At 62.3% G+C, this 17013-nt stretch carries 13 protein-coding genes; 9 read left to right on the top strand and 4 right to left on the bottom strand.

What is annotated here, in order from left to right:
- Nucleotides 1–54 precede the first annotated feature (54 nt).
- Genes LOY50_RS22920 through LOY50_RS22910 form a run of 3 tightly spaced genes read right to left on the bottom strand, consistent with a single transcriptional unit; the run spans nt 55 to nt 2408 of the window.
- Nucleotides 55–420: a DNA polymerase III subunit chi gene (locus LOY50_RS22920; RefSeq protein WP_253477768.1), complete on the bottom strand. Its 366-nt coding sequence runs from the start codon at nt 418–420 to the stop codon at nt 55–57.
- An 8-nt stretch (nt 421–428) separates the two neighbouring features.
- Nucleotides 429–857, bottom strand: a complete 429-nt coding sequence (locus tag LOY50_RS22915; RefSeq protein WP_014340012.1) for a DNA polymerase III subunit chi — start codon at nt 855–857, stop codon at nt 429–431.
- Between the two features lie 60 nt (nt 858–917).
- The gene (locus LOY50_RS22910; protein ID WP_253477761.1) at nt 918–2408 is read right to left on the bottom strand and encodes a leucyl aminopeptidase; all 1491 of its coding nucleotides are present in this window, start codon (nt 2406–2408) and stop codon (nt 918–920) included.
- A gap of 312 nt (nt 2409–2720) precedes the next feature.
- Here LOY50_RS22910 and lptF point away from each other — a divergent pair, with 312 nt between their 5' ends.
- The 8 genes from lptF (at nt 2721) to pdxJ (ending at nt 11185) form a co-directional block, all read left to right on the top strand.
- Nucleotides 2721–3842 carry an LPS export ABC transporter permease LptF gene (lptF, locus tag LOY50_RS22905; protein WP_214512406.1) on the top strand — a complete coding sequence of 374 codons (1122 nt, stop codon included), beginning with the start codon at nt 2721–2723 and terminating at the stop codon, nt 3840–3842.
- Nucleotides 3835–4896 (top strand): LPS export ABC transporter permease LptG, encoded by a 1062-nt coding sequence (lptG, locus tag LOY50_RS22900; RefSeq protein WP_060740808.1) that lies wholly within the window; start codon nt 3835–3837, stop codon nt 4894–4896. Before lptF ends, lptG begins: the two co-directional genes overlap by 8 nt.
- A gap of 208 nt (nt 4897–5104) precedes the next feature.
- Nucleotides 5105–6904, top strand: coding sequence for a translation elongation factor 4 (gene lepA / locus LOY50_RS22895; protein ID WP_003205274.1), 1800 nt, complete (start codon nt 5105–5107; stop codon nt 6902–6904).
- A 5-nt stretch (nt 6905–6909) separates the two neighbouring features.
- The gene (gene lepB / locus LOY50_RS22890; protein ID WP_003205272.1) at nt 6910–7764 is read left to right on the top strand and encodes a signal peptidase I; all 855 of its coding nucleotides are present in this window, start codon (nt 6910–6912) and stop codon (nt 7762–7764) included.
- Nucleotides 7765–7947: 183 nt separating this feature from the next.
- Entirely contained in the window at nt 7948–8637 is a 690-nt protein-coding gene (gene rnc / locus LOY50_RS22885) for a ribonuclease III (RefSeq protein ID WP_003205268.1), read from the top strand.
- Nucleotides 8630–9532 carry a GTPase Era gene (gene era, locus LOY50_RS22880; RefSeq protein WP_253477758.1) on the top strand — a complete coding sequence of 301 codons (903 nt, stop codon included), beginning with the start codon at nt 8630–8632 and terminating at the stop codon, nt 9530–9532. Before rnc ends, era begins: the two co-directional genes overlap by 8 nt.
- Before the next feature lie 170 nt (nt 9533–9702).
- On the top strand, nt 9703–10392 hold the full coding sequence (recO, locus tag LOY50_RS22875) for a DNA repair protein RecO (RefSeq protein WP_003205262.1): 690 nt from the start codon (nt 9703–9705) through the stop codon (nt 10390–10392).
- 49 nt (nt 10393–10441) lie between these two features.
- Nucleotides 10442–11185 carry a pyridoxine 5'-phosphate synthase gene (pdxJ, locus tag LOY50_RS22870; protein WP_046064861.1) on the top strand — a complete coding sequence of 248 codons (744 nt, stop codon included), beginning with the start codon at nt 10442–10444 and terminating at the stop codon, nt 11183–11185.
- Nucleotides 11186–11367: 182 nt separating this feature from the next.
- Here pdxJ and mltF read toward each other — a convergent pair whose 3' ends face one another.
- Complete coding sequence (gene mltF, locus LOY50_RS22865) at nt 11368–12828, bottom strand: membrane-bound lytic murein transglycosylase MltF (protein ID WP_072345608.1); 1461 nt, start codon at nt 12826–12828, stop codon at nt 11368–11370.
- 287 nt (nt 12829–13115) lie between these two features.
- On the opposite strand from mltF, the gene purL reads away from it, so the two are divergent.
- Nucleotides 13116–17012 (top strand): phosphoribosylformylglycinamidine synthase, encoded by a 3897-nt coding sequence (gene purL, locus LOY50_RS22860; protein ID WP_258689267.1) that lies wholly within the window; start codon nt 13116–13118, stop codon nt 17010–17012.
- Nucleotide 17013: the final 1 nt, after the last annotated feature.

The following is a 17013-nucleotide window of genomic DNA, read 5'->3' as shown; positions in this document are numbered from 1 at the left end:
TATCGCGAGCAAGCTCGCTCCCACAAGGTGTTCGGTGGTCAGTAAGTCTGGGGGTTACTCGTACTGGCTGAGCAACCGCTCCATCCGTGCATCCAGCCGACGCTTGATCTCGGTCTCGATGTGCGGGGCGAAGTCGTCGATGACGTCTTGCAGGATCAACTGCGCGGCAGCGCGCAGTTCGCTGTCCAGGTGCAGCAGGGCGTCGGGCCCTTTGGCTTCGGTCTTGGCAGCAGGCTTGGGTTCCGGCTGGCCGTTGATCGGGTCGAACAGCAGGGGGATCTGTTCGTCATGCACCGGCTCGTGCACGACCGTGTCGGTCAGCAGCGGCGGTTGCAGGTTGTCGTCGCCGAGCAGTTGGCGGATCGACTCGAGGTCATCCAGCAGGTGCGCGGGCTTTTGTGGCGGTTTTGGAGTGTCCATCGTAGGGCTCAGAGTCGCTGTAAACGGTGGTCTTGGAGAGGATAGCCCTGTTCGCGGTAGAAACGGAAACTCTCCCGCGCGGCTTGTCGGATGGCCGGGTCTTCGACCACCACTTCCGCCACACGGGCGAAGCGCTGGGCAAAGGCCGGTACTTTCAGGTCGAGGTTGACCAGCAGGTCCTGGTGCTGGCCGCAGTCATCCCCCAGCCCAAGCACGATCAACCCTTCGGGTTCGTTTTCGGCCGGGCCGTGGGGCACGAAGCTCTCGCCCTTGAAAGCCCACAAGCGTGCGTCCAGGTCCTCGCGCTGGGCGGCATCGCTGCAATGCAGGTAGATGCGGTGCCCCATGCGCCAGGCCTTTTCAACGAGCTTGCAGGCGAAATCCAGCCGCGCCGACGGGTCGGCGCTGGGCAGGATATAGAAATCGACTTTGGTCATTGCGGTTCCTGAGCCGCCGCTGACGCCACCCGAGGGTGACGCCAACGACGGTCATTGGTGTCAGGCCTTGGCGCGGTCCAGCAGGTACTGGGTCAGCAGGGGCACCGGACGACCGGTGGCGCCCTTGTCCTTGCCACCGCTGGTCCACGCCGTGCCGGCGATGTCCAGGTGCGCCCAGTTCAGGTTCTTGGTAAAGCGCGACAGGAAGCAGGCTGCGGTGATGGTCCCGGCTTTCGGGCCGCCGATGTTGGCGATGTCGGCAAACGGGCTGTCCAGTTGTTCCTGGTACTCGTCGAACAGCGGCAACTGCCAGGCGCGGTCGTCGGCTTGTTGGCCGGCGCTGAGCAGTTGGCCGATCAGCTCGTCGTTGTTGCCCAGCAGGCCCGAGGTGTGGGAGCCGAGGGCGACGATGCAGGCGCCGGTCAGGGTCGCGATGTCGATCACTGCTTGCGGCTTGAAGCGCTCGGAGTAGGTGAGGGCATCGCACAGCACCAGGCGGCCTTCGGCGTCGGTATTGAGGATTTCCACGGTCTGGCCGCTCATGGTGGTGACGATGTCGCCTGGGCGCGAGGCCGTGCCGCTGGGCATGTTCTCGGCGCAGGCCAGGATGCACACCAGGTTGATCGGCAGTTGCAGTTCGAGCACGGCGCGCAGGGTGCCGAACACGCTCGCGGCGCCGCCCATGTCGTACTTCATCTCATCCATGCCGGCGCCCGGCTTGAGGCTGATGCCGCCGGTGTCGAAGGTGATGCCCTTGCCGACCAGTGCGTACGGCTTCTCGGATTTCTTGCCACCGTTGTATTGCATGACGATCAGGCGCGGTGGCTGGGCGCTGCCCTGGCCGACGGAGTAGAACGAACCCATGCCCAGGTCCTTGATTTTCTTCTCGTCGAAGACTTCGACCTTCAGGCCCTTGAATTCCTTGCCCAGTGCCTTGGCTTGTTCGCCGAGGAACGTTGGGTGGCAGATATTCGGTGGCAGGTTGCCCAGGTCGCGGGTGAACGCCATGCCGTTGGCAATCGCGGTGGCGTGGGTCACGGCACGCTGGACTTCAGCCTGGGCGGCCTTGATGGTCAGCACGGTGATTTTTTTCAGGGCGCGGGGTTCGGCTTTCTGGCTCTTGAACTGGTCGAACTGGTATTCGCCGTCTACCAGGGTTTCGGCCAGCAAGCGGTTCTTGCCGTAGCTGTCGCGGCCCTTGATCACCAATTCGTCCAACGCCAGGGCGGCCTCAGCGCCGCCAAGGCCCTTGAGGGTGCCCAGCACGCCGGCAATGATTTTACGGAACGGACGATCGCCCAGTTCAGCGTCCTTGCCCACGCCCACCAGCAGCACGCGCTCGGCCTTGAGATTGGGCAGGTTGTGCAGCAACAGGCTCTGGCCGACCTTGCCGGCCAGGTCGCCGCGCTTGAGTACGGCGCTGATGGCCCCGCCGCTCAGGGTATCGAGCTGGGTGGCGACTACGCCGAGCTTGCGGTTTTCACCGACGGCGACTACCAGTGTGGCGGTTTTCAACGTTTCTGGGCTGACGCTTTTTACAACCAGTTCCATGTCCGGATCCCTGAGTCAATGGTCAAGAGGCCAGGCGCCGACACAATGGCGCGCTGAGCGAGCTTCTTCTATATAAAAGAAGCGCCGGTGCTTGCCGGCGACAAAGGCCGCAGTTTGAACCCCGGCGCCCGAGCCTGACAACCCTCGACGGCGCTAACTTTTGGCTTTAAGCACCGGCTTAAAGCGTGCGAAGTGACAGGCGCCTCCAATCACAGGATAATGCGGCTCTTTTTTCGGCGGCTCGCGTTGGCGGGCCGACTCGATACGTTTCTTGTTTGGCCGCCTTAGCCTGACAACCCTGGAGTGTCTGGTTTGATCGTCTTTCGTTATCTATCCCGTGAAGTCCTGCTGACCCTGAGCGCCGTCAGCGCCGTGCTGCTGGTCATCATCATGAGCGGGCGCTTCATCAAATACCTCGCCCAGGCGGCCTCCGGCGCCCTGGACCCGGGCTCGCTGTTCCTGATCATGGGGTTCCGCCTGCCGGGCTTCTTGCAATTGATCCTGCCACTGGGGTTGTTCCTCGGCATCCTGCTGGCCTACGGGCGCTTGTACCTGGACAGCGAAATGACCGTGCTGTCGGCCACCGGCATGAGCCAACAGCGCCTGTTTCGCATGACGCTGTTCCCGGCCACGTTGGTGGCGCTGGTGGTGGCCTGGCTGAGCCTGAGCCTGGCCCCCCAGGGCGCCAACCAGTTCCAGTTGCTGATCAACCAGCAGGACGCCATGACCGAGTTCGACACCCTGGTGCCGGGGCGTTTCCAGGCCCTGCGCGACGGTACGCGGGTGACCTACACCGAACAGCTCTCGGACGACCGGATCGACCTGGGTGGCGTCTTCATTACCCAAAAGAACCTGTCTTCGGATACCAAGAAGGACCGCGGCATTTCCGTGCTGGTGGCCGAGAAGGGCCGGCAGGAAATCAGTCCCGACGGCAACCGCTACCTGATCCTGAAAAACGGCTATCGCTATGACGGCAAGCCCGGGCAGGCCGATTACCGGGCCATCCAGTACGACACCTATGGCGTGCTGTTGCCCAAGCCCGAGGTCAGCGACGAAGTCACTGATCGCGACGCGATGCCCACCGCCAGCCTGCTGGGCAACAAGGACATTCGTGCCCGTACCGAGCTGCAATGGCGCCTGTCCTTGCCGCTGCTGGTGTTTATCGTGACCCTCATGGCGGTCCCGCTGTCGCGGGTCAACCCGCGCCAGGGGCGTTTCCTCAAGCTGCTGCCGGCGATTCTTCTGTATATGGCTTACCTGACCATCCTGATTTCCGCTCGCGGTGCGTTGGAAAAAGGCAAGATCCCGCCAGCCTTGGGCCTGTGGTGGGTGCACTCGATCTTCCTGGCCATCGGCCTGGGGCTGCTCTATTGGGAGCCGCTACGCCTGAAGCTGGCCAGTCGTCGCAGCGCGCTGGAGGTGGCCCGTGGTTAAACTCGATCGCTACATCGGCAGCAGCGTGTTCATGGCGATCCTCGCGGTGCTGGGGATCATCCTCGGCCTGGCGACCCTGTTTGCCTTCATCGATGAAATGAGCGATGTCAGCGACACCTACACGCTGACGGACGTGGCGAGCTACGTGCTGCTGACGGCACCACGGCGTTTGTACGACATGCTGCCGATGGCCGCGCTGATCGGTTGCCTGATCGGCCTGGGCAGCCTGGCCAGCAACAGCGAGCTGACCATCATGCGCGCCGCCGGCGTGTCCATTGGTCGGATCGTCTGGGCGGTGATGAAGCCCATGCTGGTGTTGATGCTGGTGGGTGTGTTGATCGGCGAATACATCGCCCCAGCCACCGAAAATACTGCCCAGGCCAACCGTTCCCTGGCCCAGGGCGGCGGCGATGCGCAAAGCGCCAAGCACGGCCTGTGGCACCGCCAGGGCGACGAGTTCATCCATATCAACTCGGTCCAGCCCAACGGCATTCTGTACGGCGTGACCCGTTATCGCTTCGACGACCAGCGGCACATGCTGTCGTCGAGCTTTGCCAAGCGCGCCAATTTCGCCGAGGACCACTGGCAGTTGAGCGATGTCACGACCACCTTGTTCCATGACAAGCGCACCGAGGTGGTCGCCGCCCCGCAGGAGCGTTGGGACGTGTCGATCAGCCCGCAGCTGCTCAGCACCGTGGTGATGGCGCCTGAATCCCTGTCGATTACCGGCTTGTGGGGGTATATCCACTACCTGGCGGACCAGGGCTTGAATAACGGCCGCTACTGGCTGGCTTTTTGGGTCAAGGTGTTGCAGCCGTTGGTCACCGCCGCCCTGGTGTTGATGGCGATTTCCTTCATTTTCGGTCCGCTGCGTTCGGTGACCCTTGGCCAGCGGGTGTTTACCGGCGTACTGGTGGGCTTCACTTTCCGCATTGCCCAGGATCTGCTGGGGCCGTCGAGCCTGGTGTTCGGCTTCTCGCCGCTGTTTGCGGTGCTGGTGCCGGCCGGTGTCTGCGCGTTGGCCGGGCTCTGGCTGTTGCGTCGGGCCGGTTGATTGCACGTGTAGCGAGGGGGCTGTGGAAGCAAGGCTGTGTGGCAATCTGTGGGAGCAAGGCTTGCCCGCGATGAAGGCCCTGCGGTCTTTCATGGATCGGGGCGGCCGTTTCGCGAGCAAGCTTTGCTCCCACTCGCGCGGTGTATCAGGTACAATTCCCGGCTATTTTTCGGCGGGCTATGCCTGCAGCCTTTTTGAGTGTTGATCCGTGAGTGATTTGAGTCATATCCGCAATTTCTCCATCATCGCCCACATTGACCATGGCAAGTCGACGCTGGCCGATCGCTTCATCCAGATGTGCGGCGGCCTGGCCGAGCGTGAAATGGAAGCCCAGGTCCTGGACTCCATGGACCTGGAGCGTGAACGCGGGATCACCATCAAGGCCCACAGCGTTACCCTCTACTACAAGGCCCGCGACGGCATCACCTATCAGCTGAACTTCATCGATACCCCAGGCCACGTCGACTTCACCTATGAAGTCAGCCGGTCGCTGGCGGCCTGCGAAGGTGCGCTGCTGGTGGTCGATGCCGGCCAGGGCGTCGAAGCCCAGTCGGTTGCCAACTGCTACACGGCCATCGAGCAGGGCCTGGAAGTCATGCCGGTACTGAACAAGATCGACCTGCCCCAGGCCGATCCGGACCGCGTGAAGGAAGAAATCGAGAAAATCATCGGCATCGATGCCACCGACGCGGTCACCTGCAGTGCCAAGACCGGCCTGGGCGTGGACGAAGTGCTCGAGCGCCTGGTGCACACCATTCCCGCACCGACCGGCAACATCGAAGATCCGCTGCAAGCGTTGATCATCGACTCCTGGTTCGACAACTACCTGGGCGTGGTGTCCCTGGTTCGCGTGCGCCATGGCCGCGTGAAGAAGGGCGACAAGATCCTGGTCAAGTCCACCGGCAAGATCCACCTGGTGGACAGCGTCGGTGTATTCAACCCGAAACACACCGCCACCGTAGACCTGAAGGCCGGTGAAGTGGGCTTCATCATCGCCGGTATCAAGGACATCCACGGGGCGCCGGTCGGCGACACCCTGACCTTGAGCTCCACCCCCGACGTCGATGTGCTGCCAGGTTTCAAACGCATCCAGCCGCAGGTCTATGCCGGCCTGTTCCCGGTCAGCTCCGACGACTTCGAGGATTTCCGCGAAGCCCTGCAAAAGCTGACCCTGAACGACTCGTCCCTGCAATACACCCCGGAAAGCTCCGATGCCCTGGGCTTCGGCTTCCGCTGCGGGTTCCTGGGCATGTTGCACATGGAAATCATCCAGGAGCGCCTGGAGCGCGAATACGACCTGGACCTGATTACCACGGCACCGACCGTAATCTTCGAGCTGCTGCTCAAGAACGGCGAAACCATCTACGTCGACAACCCGTCCAAGCTGCCGGACCTGTCTGCCATCGAAGACATGCGCGAACCGATCGTGCGGGCCAACATCCTTGTGCCTCAGGAGCACTTGGGCAACGTCATTACGTTATGCATCGAGAAGCGTGGCGTACAACACGACATGCTGTTCCTCGGCACGCAGGTCCAGGTGACCTACGACCTGCCGATGAACGAGGTGGTACTGGACTTCTTCGACCGCCTCAAATCCACCAGTCGCGGTTATGCTTCGCTGGACTATCATTTCGATCGTTACCAATCGGCTAATCTGGTGAAGCTGGATGTGCTGATCAACGGTGAGAAAGTCGATGCCTTGGCATTGATCGTGCACCGTGACAACGCGCACTACAAAGGTCGTGCATTGACCGAGAAGATGAAGGAACTGATTCCGCGGCAGATGTTCGATGTGGCAATCCAGGCCGCCATTGGCGGGCAGATTGTGGCGCGTACAACCGTCAAGGCGCTCAGAAAGAACGTATTGGCCAAATGCTACGGTGGCGACGTCAGCCGTAAGCGCAAGCTGTTGGAAAAGCAGAAGGCCGGTAAAAAACGCATGAAGCAGGTCGGTAACGTGGAAATTCCACAGGAAGCCTTCCTTGCGGTGCTCAGGTTGGATAGTTAGGTCCTATGTCGCTAAATTTCCCGCTGTTGCTGGTTATCGCCGTGTTTGTCTGCGGCCTGTTGGCGTTGCTTGATCTGTTGTTCCTGGCGCCTCGGCGCCGGGCGGCCATCGCCTCTTATCAGGGCAGCGTCAGCCAGCCTGATGGTGTAGTGGTCGAAAAGCTCAACAAGGAACCGCTGCTGGTCGAGTACGGCAAGTCGTTCTTCCCGGTGCTGTTCATCGTGCTGGTGCTGCGCTCGTTCCTGGTGGAGCCTTTCCAGATCCCGTCCGGCTCGATGAAGCCGACCCTGGACGTGGGCGACTTCATCCTGGTGAACAAGTTCTCCTACGGGATCCGCCTGCCGGTGATCGACAAGAAAGTCATCGAAGTCGGTGACCCGCAACGCGGCGATGTCATGGTGTTCCGCTTCCCGAGCGACCCGAACGTCAACTACATCAAGCGTGTCGTCGGCCTGCCGGGCGACACGGTTCGCTACACCGCCGACAAGCGCCTGTTCGTCAATGGTGAATCGGTGGCCGAACAGTTGCTCGGCTCCGAGCCGGGTACGCTGGGCAGTGCCGAGCTCTACCGGGAAAAACTCGGCGAGGCCGAGCACCTGATCCGCAAGGAAATGAGCCGCTACCGCGCTACACCGGACCATTCGTGGACCGTACCGGCGGGGCACTACTTCATGATGGGCGACAACCGCGACAACTCCAACGACAGCCGGTACTGGGATGATCCGAACATTCCCAAGGACCTGCTGGGCATGGTCCCGGACCGGAACATCGTCGGCAAGGCCTTTGCGGTCTGGATGAGCTGGCCGGAACCCAAACTCAGTCACCTGCCGAATTTCTCGCGGGTTGGCCTGATCAAGTAATCACCCACGGCGCTGTTGAACACAGCGCCGAATGCTTTTCTGGAGCCTGCGCAAGGTTGCCCGAAGGCATGAAGCCAACGATAGTCAGGACGTATTTTTGAACACAGCGTTAATTGTCCCAAGCCAACGGCGCCTTGCCGCCGTGGCGGTGGAATCCAGCCACGAACTCAGCGTGGGTAAACCGTGAGCGTTTCTCTAAGTCGTCTCGAGCGTCAGCTCGGCTACACCTTCAAGGATCAGGACCTGATGCTCCTGGCCCTCACTCACCGCAGTTTTGCCGGGCGCAACAACGAACGCCTGGAATTCCTCGGTGATGCCATCCTCAACTTCGTGGCCGGCGAGGCGCTGTTCGAGCGTTTCCCGCTGGCCCGCGAAGGCCAGTTGTCGCGTTTGCGCGCACGATTGGTAAAAGGTGAGACCCTGGCCGTACTGGCCCGTGGTTTCGACCTGGGCGACTACCTGCGCCTGGGTTCCGGTGAGTTGAAAAGCGGCGGTTTCCGTCGTGAGTCGATCCTGGCCGATGCCCTGGAAGCGTTGATTGGCGCGATCTACCTGGATGCGGGCATGGAAATGGCGCGCGAACGCGTGCTGGCCTGGCTGACCTCCGAGATCGACAGCCTGACGCTGGTGGACACCAACAAGGATCCGAAGACCCGTTTGCAGGAATTCCTGCAATCGCGCAGTTGCGAGCTACCGCGCTACGAAGTCGTGGATATCCAGGGTGAGCCGCATTGCCGTACCTTCTTCGTCGAATGCGAAGTGGTCCTATTGAATGAAAAAAGCCGGGGTCAGGGTGTGAGTCGTCGTATTGCCGAACAGGTAGCGGCCGCCGCAGCACTGATTGCCCTGGGTGTGGAGAATGGCAATGACTGATACAACCGTCACCCGCTGCGGCTATGTCGCCATTGTCGGTCGGCCGAACGTGGGCAAGTCCACGCTGCTGAACCACATCCTGGGCCAGAAGCTGGCGATCACCTCGCGCAAGCCCCAGACCACCCGCCACAACATGCTGGGCATCAAGACCGAAGGCGCCGTGCAGGCGATCTACGTCGACACCCCGGGCATGCACAAGGGCGGCGAAAAGGCCTTGAACCGCTACATGAACAAGACTGCCTCGGCGGCGTTGAAAGACGTCGACGTGGTGATCTTCGTGGTCGACCGCACCAAGTGGACCGAAGAGGACCAGATGGTCCTCGAACGCGTCCAGTACGTGACAGGTCCCTTGATCGTGGCGCTGAACAAGACCGATCGCATCGAAGACAAGGCTGACCTGATGCCGCACCTGACCTGGTTGCAGGAACAGTTGCCGAACGCCCAGATCATCCCGATTTCTGCCCAGCACGGCCATAACCTCGACGCGCTGGAGCGGGTGATTGCCGAACACCTGCCGGAAAACGATCATTTCTTCCCCGAAGACCAGATCACCGACCGCAGCAGCCGTTTCCTCGCCGCCGAGCTGGTGCGTGAGAAAATCATGCGCCAGATGGGTGCCGAGCTGCCGTACCAGATCACGGTCGAGATCGAAGAGTTCAAGCAGCAGGGCAAGACCCTGCACATCCATGCATTGATCCTCGTCGAACGTGACGGCCAGAAGAAAATCATCATTGGCGACAAGGGCGAGCGCATCAAGCGCATCGGCACCGAGGCGCGCAAGGACATGGAGCTGCTGTTCGACTCCAAGATCATGCTCAACCTGTGGGTCAAGGTGAAGGGCGGTTGGTCCGACGACGAGCGGGCGTTGCGTTCGTTGGGTTACGGCGACCTCTGATCAGCTGACTGGATGTACCGAGAACCATTGTGGGAGCGAGCTTGCTCGCGATGAGGGCCTGATGTTCAACATGGATGTTGACTGACAGACCGCTATCGCGAGCAAGCTCGCTCCCACATTGGTTTGGGGCTGTTTAAAACTCTGCTCGTCCATTGAGAACTCTGATTCCCATGCCCCCAACCCAACCCACCGGCCAATCCGCCTACGTCCTCCACAGCCGCGCCTACCGCGAAAGCAGCGCCCTGGTGGACTTCCTCACGCCGCAAGGGCGGCTGCGGGCGGTGTTGCGTGGGGCGCGGGGCAAGGCCGGGACGCTGGCGCGGCCGTTCGTGCCGCTGGAAGTCGAGTTCCGTGGCCGGGGCGAGTTGAAAAATGTCGGGCGCATGGAAAGCAATGGCGTCGCGGCGTGGCTCAACGGCGAGGCATTGTTCAGCGGCTTGTACCTCAATGAACTGCTGATCCGCCTGCTGCCCGCCGAAGATCCCCACCCGGCCGTCTTCGACCACTACGCCGCCACGCTGCTGGCCCTGGCTGAAGGCCGGCCGCTGGAGCCGCTGCTGCGCTCCTTCGAATGGCGTCTGCTGGATGACCTGGGCTACGGCTTCGCCCTGAACACTGATCTGCACGGCGAACCCATTGCGGCGGACGGTCTTTACCGCTTACAGGTGGATGCCGGCCTGGAGCAGGTCTACCTGTTGCAACCGGGGCTGTTCAACGGTGCCGAGCTGCTGGCGATGGCCGAGGCCGACTGGAGTGCGCCAGGCGCCTTGTCGGCAGCCAAGCGGCTGATGCGCCAGGCCCTGGCCGTGCATCTGGGCGGGCGGCCACTGGTCAGTCGCGAGTTGTTTCGCAAGCCCTGATCAACCCGTATGCTGTGGGCCGACTATTCGTCCATTCAGGAGCCTTTTCGTGAGCACCAGCAATCGCATTCTTCTCGGCGTGAACATCGACCATGTCGCCACCCTGCGCCAGGCCCGCGGTACGCGTTACCCGGATCCGGTCAAGGCCGCATTGGACGCGGAAGAGGCGGGCGCCGACGGCATCACCGTTCACCTGCGTGAAGACCGTCGTCACATCCAGGAGCGTGACGTGCTGCTGCTCAAGGATGTGCTGCAAACCCGCATGAACTTCGAAATGGGCGTGACCGAAGAAATGATGGCGTTCGCCGAGCTCATCCGCCCGGCGCACATCTGCCTGGTGCCGGAGACGCGCCAGGAGCTGACCACCGAAGGCGGCCTCGACGTGGCGGGGCAGGAGGCGCGGATCAGCTTGGCAGTGGAGCGTCTGTCGAAGATCGGCGCCGAGGTATCGCTGTTCATTGATGCCGACGAACGACAGATCGAGGCGTCCAAGCGTGTTGGCGCGCCAGCCATCGAGCTGCACACGGGCCGTTACGCCGATGCCGAGACCCCCACGGACGTAGCCGACGAGCTGCAGCGAGTCGCTGACGGCGTCGCCTTCGGCCTGGCCCAGGGCTTGATCGTCAACGCCGGCCATGGCCTGCATTACCACAACGTCGAAGCCGTCGCGGCCATCAAGGGCATCAACGAGCTGAATATCGGCCACGCGCTGGTGGCCCATGCGTTGTTCGTCGGGTTCAAGTCGGCTGTGTCGGAAATGAAAGCGCTGATCCTGGCTGCCGCCAGATCCTGACCCTGCCACCACACCCTGCGGGAGGTAGCCTGTGAGAGCCAGCCTGTGGGAGCAAAGCTTGCTCGCGATAGCGGACTGACAGTCAAACCGCTATCGCGAGCAAGCTTTGCTCCCACAGGCACCACATTAAGGAGTGTTTGCTCCCACAGGTCCGCTACCACATTAAGGGTTGTGTACGGCTGTTATAGCTGCGGGGATTCCTGGTTAGGCTTGCTCTTGTCGACACCCGGCACGTGCAGGTTGCCCTCGGCCACCTGGTTGCCTTCGAGCTGCGGCTGCGTCACCCAGGTCAGGATGTCGTAGTAGCGACGGATGTTCGCCACGAAATGCACCGGCTCGCCGCCCCGGGCGTAGCCATAGCGGGTCTTGCTGTACCACTGTTTCTGCGACAGGCGCGGCAGGATCTTTTTCACATCCAGCCACTTGTTCGGGTTCAGCCCTTCCTTGGCCGCCAGTTTGCGGGCGTCGTCCAGGTGACCGCTGCCCACGTTATAGGCGGCGAGGGCGAACCAGGTGCGGTCGGGCTCCTGGATGCTTTCGTCCAGTTGGTCCTTCATGTAGGCCAGGTACTTGGCGCCGCCCATGATGCTCTGCTTCGGATCCAGGCGGTTGGACACGCCCATGGCCTGGGCCGTGTTCTGGGTCAGCATCATCAGGCCGCGCACGCCGGTCTTGGACGTGACCGCCGGTTGCCACAACGATTCCTGATAGCCGATCGCGGCCAGCAGGCGCCAATCGACTTTCTCTTGCTTGGCGTAGGCCTTGAAGTGCTGTTCGTATTTGGGCAGGCGTTGCTGCAAATGCTGGGCGAACGTGGTGGCGCCCATGTAGCCGAGGACATCGACGTGCCCGTAATAGCGGTCTTTGAGGCGCTGCAGGGTGCCGTTCTTCTGCACCTTGTCCAGATAGCTGTTGATCTCGTTGAGCAGGCTGTTGTCCTCGCCGGGGGCGACCGCCCAACTCTGGCTGCGGGCATCGCCCAGGTCGAAAGCCACGCGCACGTTGGGGAAGTACACCTGGTTCATCGCCACTTCGTTGGAGTCCACCAGCGTCAGGTCGATCTGGCCCTCGTCGACCATGCGCAGCAGGTCGACAACCTCGACTGCGTCGGACTCTTCGTATTCGATGCCCGGGTACTGCTGTTTAAGCTGTGCCAGTTGTTCGGCGTGAGTGCTGCCCTTGAGCACCATGATCTTTTTGCCGGCCAAGGCGGCGGCGTCGGTGGGGCGTGACTGGCCGTTGCGGTAGATGATCTGCGGGGTGACTTCCAGGTAGGAGCGGGAAAACCGTACCTGCTTCTTGCGCTGTTCGCTGCTGACCAGGCCCGCGGCCGCGAGTACCGGACCGTTGGGCTTGCCGATCTGGCTGAACAGGTCGTCGAGGTTGTCGGCGGTCTCTATCTTCAGTTCCACCCCCAAATCGTCGGCGAAACGCTTCACCAGCTCGTATTCGAAGCCGGTTTCACCGTTACGATCCTCAAAGTAGGTGGCGGGGCTGTTTCGGGTAACCACCCGCAGCACGCCATCCTCCTTTACGCGCTCCAGTGTGTTGGGTTTCTCAACACAACCACTGAGCACCAGGAAGAGTCCGGTTGCGATCAGCCATCTGGCATATCGCGGACGCAAAGCCGTTGGGGAAAACATCTGCGCAGTATACGCAAACGGCCCCTACCGCCATATCTCGACAGCAAAAGGCCAGTCTGCTAGCCATTGCAAAACATGTCCGCAGCACCGGCCGGCCGGGGTGCGCAGGGCTTTGCATCGCTGAAAAATATCTCTGCGAAAACCTTGGCGCGGGTGTCCAATTGCGCCGTGCGCGCAAAGACCGACATTCGGCCAGCACTGCGCGTGCCGTTTCGGGTGCCGTTGCCGGCGGTTTAGGCTAGAATGCACGGCCTCAAAGCACACCCCTTCCCGAGGCTGTCCCGAAGATGTTGATCCTGCGCGGCGCTCCTGCCCTTTCTGCCTTTCGCCACAGCAAACTCCTTGAGCAACTGAGCCAGAAGGTTCCGGCTGTCAGTGGCTTGTATGCTGAATTCGCTCACTTCGCCGAAGTCACCGGCGGTTTGACCGGCGACGAACAGCAGGTGCTCGCGCGCCTTCTGAAGTACGGTCCCAGTGTTCCTGTCCAGGAGCCGGCCGGACGCCTGTTCCTGGTACTGCCGCGTTTCGGCACCATTTCGCCGTGGTCGAGCAAGGCCAGCGACATCGCCCGCAACTGCGGCCTGGCGAAAATCCAGCGCCTGGAGCGTGGTATTGCCTTTTATGTCGCCGGTGAGTTCAGCGAGGCCGAGGCCCAACTGATCGCCGACGGCCTGCATGACCGCATGACCCAGGTCGTCCTGGGCAACCTGGAGCAGGCTGCCGGCCTGTTCAGCCACGCCGAACCCAAGCCACTGACCGCTATCGACGTACTGGGCGGCGGCCGTGCCGCGCTGGAAAAAGCCAACGTCGAGCTGGGCCTGGCCCTGGCCGAAGACGAGATCGATTACCTGGTCAGCGCCTTCCAGGGCTTGAAGCGCAACCCGCACGACATCGAACTGATGATGTTCGCCCAGGCCAACTCCGAGCACTGCCGCCACAAGATCTTCAACGCCAGTTGGGACATTGACGGCCAGGACCAGGAAAAAAGCCTGTTCGGCATGATCAAGAACACCTACCAGATGCACAACGAAGGTGTGCTGTCGGCCTACAAGGACAACGCGGCGGTGATCGTCGGCAACGTTGCCGGTCGTTTCTACCCGAACCCTGAGACCCGCCAGTACGGTGCGGTCCAGGAGCCGGTGCACATCCTCATGAAGGTCGAGACCCACAACCACCCGACCGCGATTGCCCCGTTCCCGGGCGCATCCACCGGTTCCGGTGGCGAGATCCGCGACGAAGGCGCCACCGGGCGCGGCGCCAAGCCCAAGGCCGGCCTGACCGGCTTCACCGTGTCGAACCTGCAGATCCCGGGCTTTGAACAGCCGTGGGAAAAGCCGTACGGCAAGCCTGAGCGCATCGTCAACGCCCTCGACATCATGATCGAAGGCCCCCTGGGGGGCGCGGCGTTCAACAACGAATTCGGCCGTCCGGCCCTGACCGGCTATTTCCGTACCTTCGAACAGTCCATCACCACCCCGCGTGGTGAGGAAGTCCGTGGTTACCACAAGCCGATCATGCTCGCTGGCGGCATGGGCAACATCCGCGCCGAACACGTGCAGAAAGGCGAGATCCTGGTCGGCTCCAAGCTGATCGTCCTCGGTGGCCCGGCCATGCTCATCGGCCTGGGTGGCGGCGCCGCTTCCTCCATGGCTACCGGCACCAGCTCGGCAGACCTGGACTTCGCCTCGGTCCAGCGGGAAAACCCGGAAATGGAACGCCGTTGCCAGGAAGTCATCGACCGTTGCTGGCAGTTGGGTGAACACAACCCCATCAGCTTCATCCACGACGTCGGCGCGGGCGGCCTGTCCAACGCCTTCCCGGAACTGGTCAACGACGGTGGCCGCGGTGGCCGCTTCGAACTGCGCAACATTCCGAACGACGAGCCGGGCATGGCCCCGCACGAAATCTGGAGCAACGAATCCCAGGAGCGTTACGTCCTGGCGGTCGGCCCGGCCGACTTCGAACGTTTCCAGGCCATTTGCGAGCGCGAGCGCTGCCCGTTTGCGGTAGTGGGTGAAGCCACCGCCGAGCCGCAACTGACCGTCACCGACAGCCATTTCGGCAACAGCCCGGTGGACATGCCGCTGGAAGTGCTGCTGGGCAAGGCCCCGCGCATGCACCGTTCGGCCGTTCGCGAAGCAGAGCTGGGCGACGATTTCGATCCGTCGACCCTCGATGTCGCCGAGTCCATCGAGCGCGTGCTGCATCACCCGGCCGTGGCGAGCAAGAGCTTTCTGATCACCATCGGCGACCGCACCATCACCGGCCTTGTGGCCCGTGACCAGATGGTTGGCCCGTGGCAGGTGCCGGTGGCTGACGTTGCCGTGACCGCCACCAGCTTCGACGTCTACACCGGTGAAGCCATGGCGATGGGTGAGCGCACGCCGCTGGCACTGCTGGACGCCCCGGCGTCGGGCCGCATGGCGATCGGCGAGACCCTGACCAACATCGTGGCTTCGCGCATTGGCAAGATTTCCGACATCAAGCTATCGGCCAACTGGATGTCCGCCGCCGGTCACCCGGGTGAAGACGCCCGTCTGTACGACACCGTCAAGGCCGTCGGCATGGAGCTGTGCCCTGAGCTGGGCATCACCATTCCGGTGGGCAAGGACTCCATGTCCATGGCCACGCGCTGGAACGACGAAGGCGTGGACAAGAGCGTGACCTCGCCGCTGTCGCTGATCGTGACCGGTTTCGCCCCGGTCACCGACATCCGCCAGACCCTGACCCCGCAACTGCGCATGGACAAGGGCACCACCGACCTGATCCTGATCGACCTGGGCCGTGGCCAGAACCGCATGGGCGCCTCGATCCTGGCCCAGGTGCATGGCAAGCTCGGCTCGCAAGCGCCGGACGTCGACGATGCCGAAGACCTGAAAGCGTTCTTCGCCGTCATCCAGGGTCTCAACGCCGACGGTCACCTGCTGGCCTACCACGACCGTTCCGACGGCGGTTTGCTGACCACCGTGGTGGAAATGGCCTTTGCCGGCCACTGCGGCCTGAGCCTGACCCTCGACAGCGTTGCCGAGTCCAAGGCCGAAATCCCGGCCATCCTGTTCAACGAAGAGTTGGGCGCGGTGATCCAGGTTCGCCAGGACGCCACCCCGGACATCCTCGCCCAGTTCAGCGCAGCTGGCCTGGCCGACTGCGTCTCGGTGATCGGCCAGCCGATCAACAACGCCCACATCAACATCACCTTCAACGGCGACACCGTCTTCGAAGGCCAGCGCAGCCTGTTGCAGCGCCAGTGGGCGGAAACCAGCTACCAGATCCAGCGCCTGCGCGACAACGCCGACTGCGCCGAGCAGGAATTCGACGCGCTGCTGGAAGAAGACAACCCGGGCCTGAGCGCCAAGCTCAGCTACGACGTCAACCACGACGTGGCCGCGCCTTACATCAAGAAAGGCATTCGCCCACAAGTGGCGGTCCTGCGCGAGCAGGGCGTCAACGGTCAGGTGGAAATGGCGGCGGCATTCGACCGCGCCGGTTTCAACGCGATCGACGTGCACATGAGCGACATCCTCGCTGGTCGTGTCGACCTGAACGACTTCAAGGGCATGGTCGCTTGTGGCGGTTTCTCCTACGGTGACGTGTTGGGTGCCGGTGAAGGCTGGGCCAAGTCGGCGCTGTTCAACAGCCGCGCCCGCGATGCGTTCCAGGGTTTCTTCGAACGCACCGACAGCTTCACCCTCGGTGTGTGCAACGGTTGCCAGATGATGTCCAACCTGCACGAGCTGATCCCAGGCAGCGAGTTCTGGCCGCACTTCGTGCGTAACCGTTCCGAGCAGTTCGAAGCCCGCGTGGCGATGGTCCAGGTGCAGGAGTCGAATTCGATCTTCCTGCAGGGCATGGCCGGTTCGCGCATGCCGATCGCCATCGCCCACGGCGAAGGCCACGCGGAATTCGAAAGCGAAGAAGCGCTGCTCGAAGCCGACTTGTCCGGTTGCGTGTCGCTGCGTTTTGTCGACAACCACGGCAAGGTCACCGAAACCTACCCGGCCAACCCGAACGGCTCGCCGCGCGGGATCACCGGCCTGACCAGCCGCGACGGCCGCGTCACGATCATGATGCCGCACCCGGAGCGTGTGTTCCGCACGGTGCAGAACTCGTGGCGTTCGGATGACTGGAACGAAGACGCACCTTGGATGCGCATGTTCCGCAACGCGCGCGTCTGGGTGAACTAAG

The organism is Pseudomonas sp. B21-010, from assembly GCF_024749325.1.
GTDB classification, from domain to species: Bacteria; Pseudomonadota; Gammaproteobacteria; order Pseudomonadales; family Pseudomonadaceae; genus Aquipseudomonas; species Aquipseudomonas kilonensis.
This window is presented reverse-complemented; position numbering and strand designations above follow the sequence as displayed.

Excerpts from the sequence above, each read along its gene's own strand:
- LOY50_RS22920 (WP_253477768.1), bottom strand. The coding sequence starts at position 420 with ATGGACACTCCAAAACCGCCACAAAAGCCCGCGCACCTGCTGGATGAC.
- LOY50_RS22915 (WP_014340012.1), bottom strand. The coding sequence starts at position 857 with ATGACCAAAGTCGATTTCTATATCCTGCCCAGCGCCGACCCGTCGGCG.
- LOY50_RS22910 (WP_253477761.1), bottom strand. The coding sequence starts at position 2,408 with ATGGAACTGGTTGTAAAAAGCGTCAGCCCAGAAACGTTGAAAACCGCC.
- lepB (WP_003205272.1), top strand. The coding sequence starts at position 6,910 with ATGTCGCTAAATTTCCCGCTGTTGCTGGTTATCGCCGTGTTTGTCTGC.
- era (WP_253477758.1), top strand. The coding sequence starts at position 8,630 with ATGACTGATACAACCGTCACCCGCTGCGGCTATGTCGCCATTGTCGGT.
- recO (WP_003205262.1), top strand. The coding sequence starts at position 9,703 with ATGCCCCCAACCCAACCCACCGGCCAATCCGCCTACGTCCTCCACAGC.
- mltF (WP_072345608.1), bottom strand. The coding sequence starts at position 12,828 with ATGTTTTCCCCAACGGCTTTGCGTCCGCGATATGCCAGATGGCTGATC.
- purL (WP_258689267.1), top strand. The coding sequence starts at position 13,116 with ATGTTGATCCTGCGCGGCGCTCCTGCCCTTTCTGCCTTTCGCCACAGC.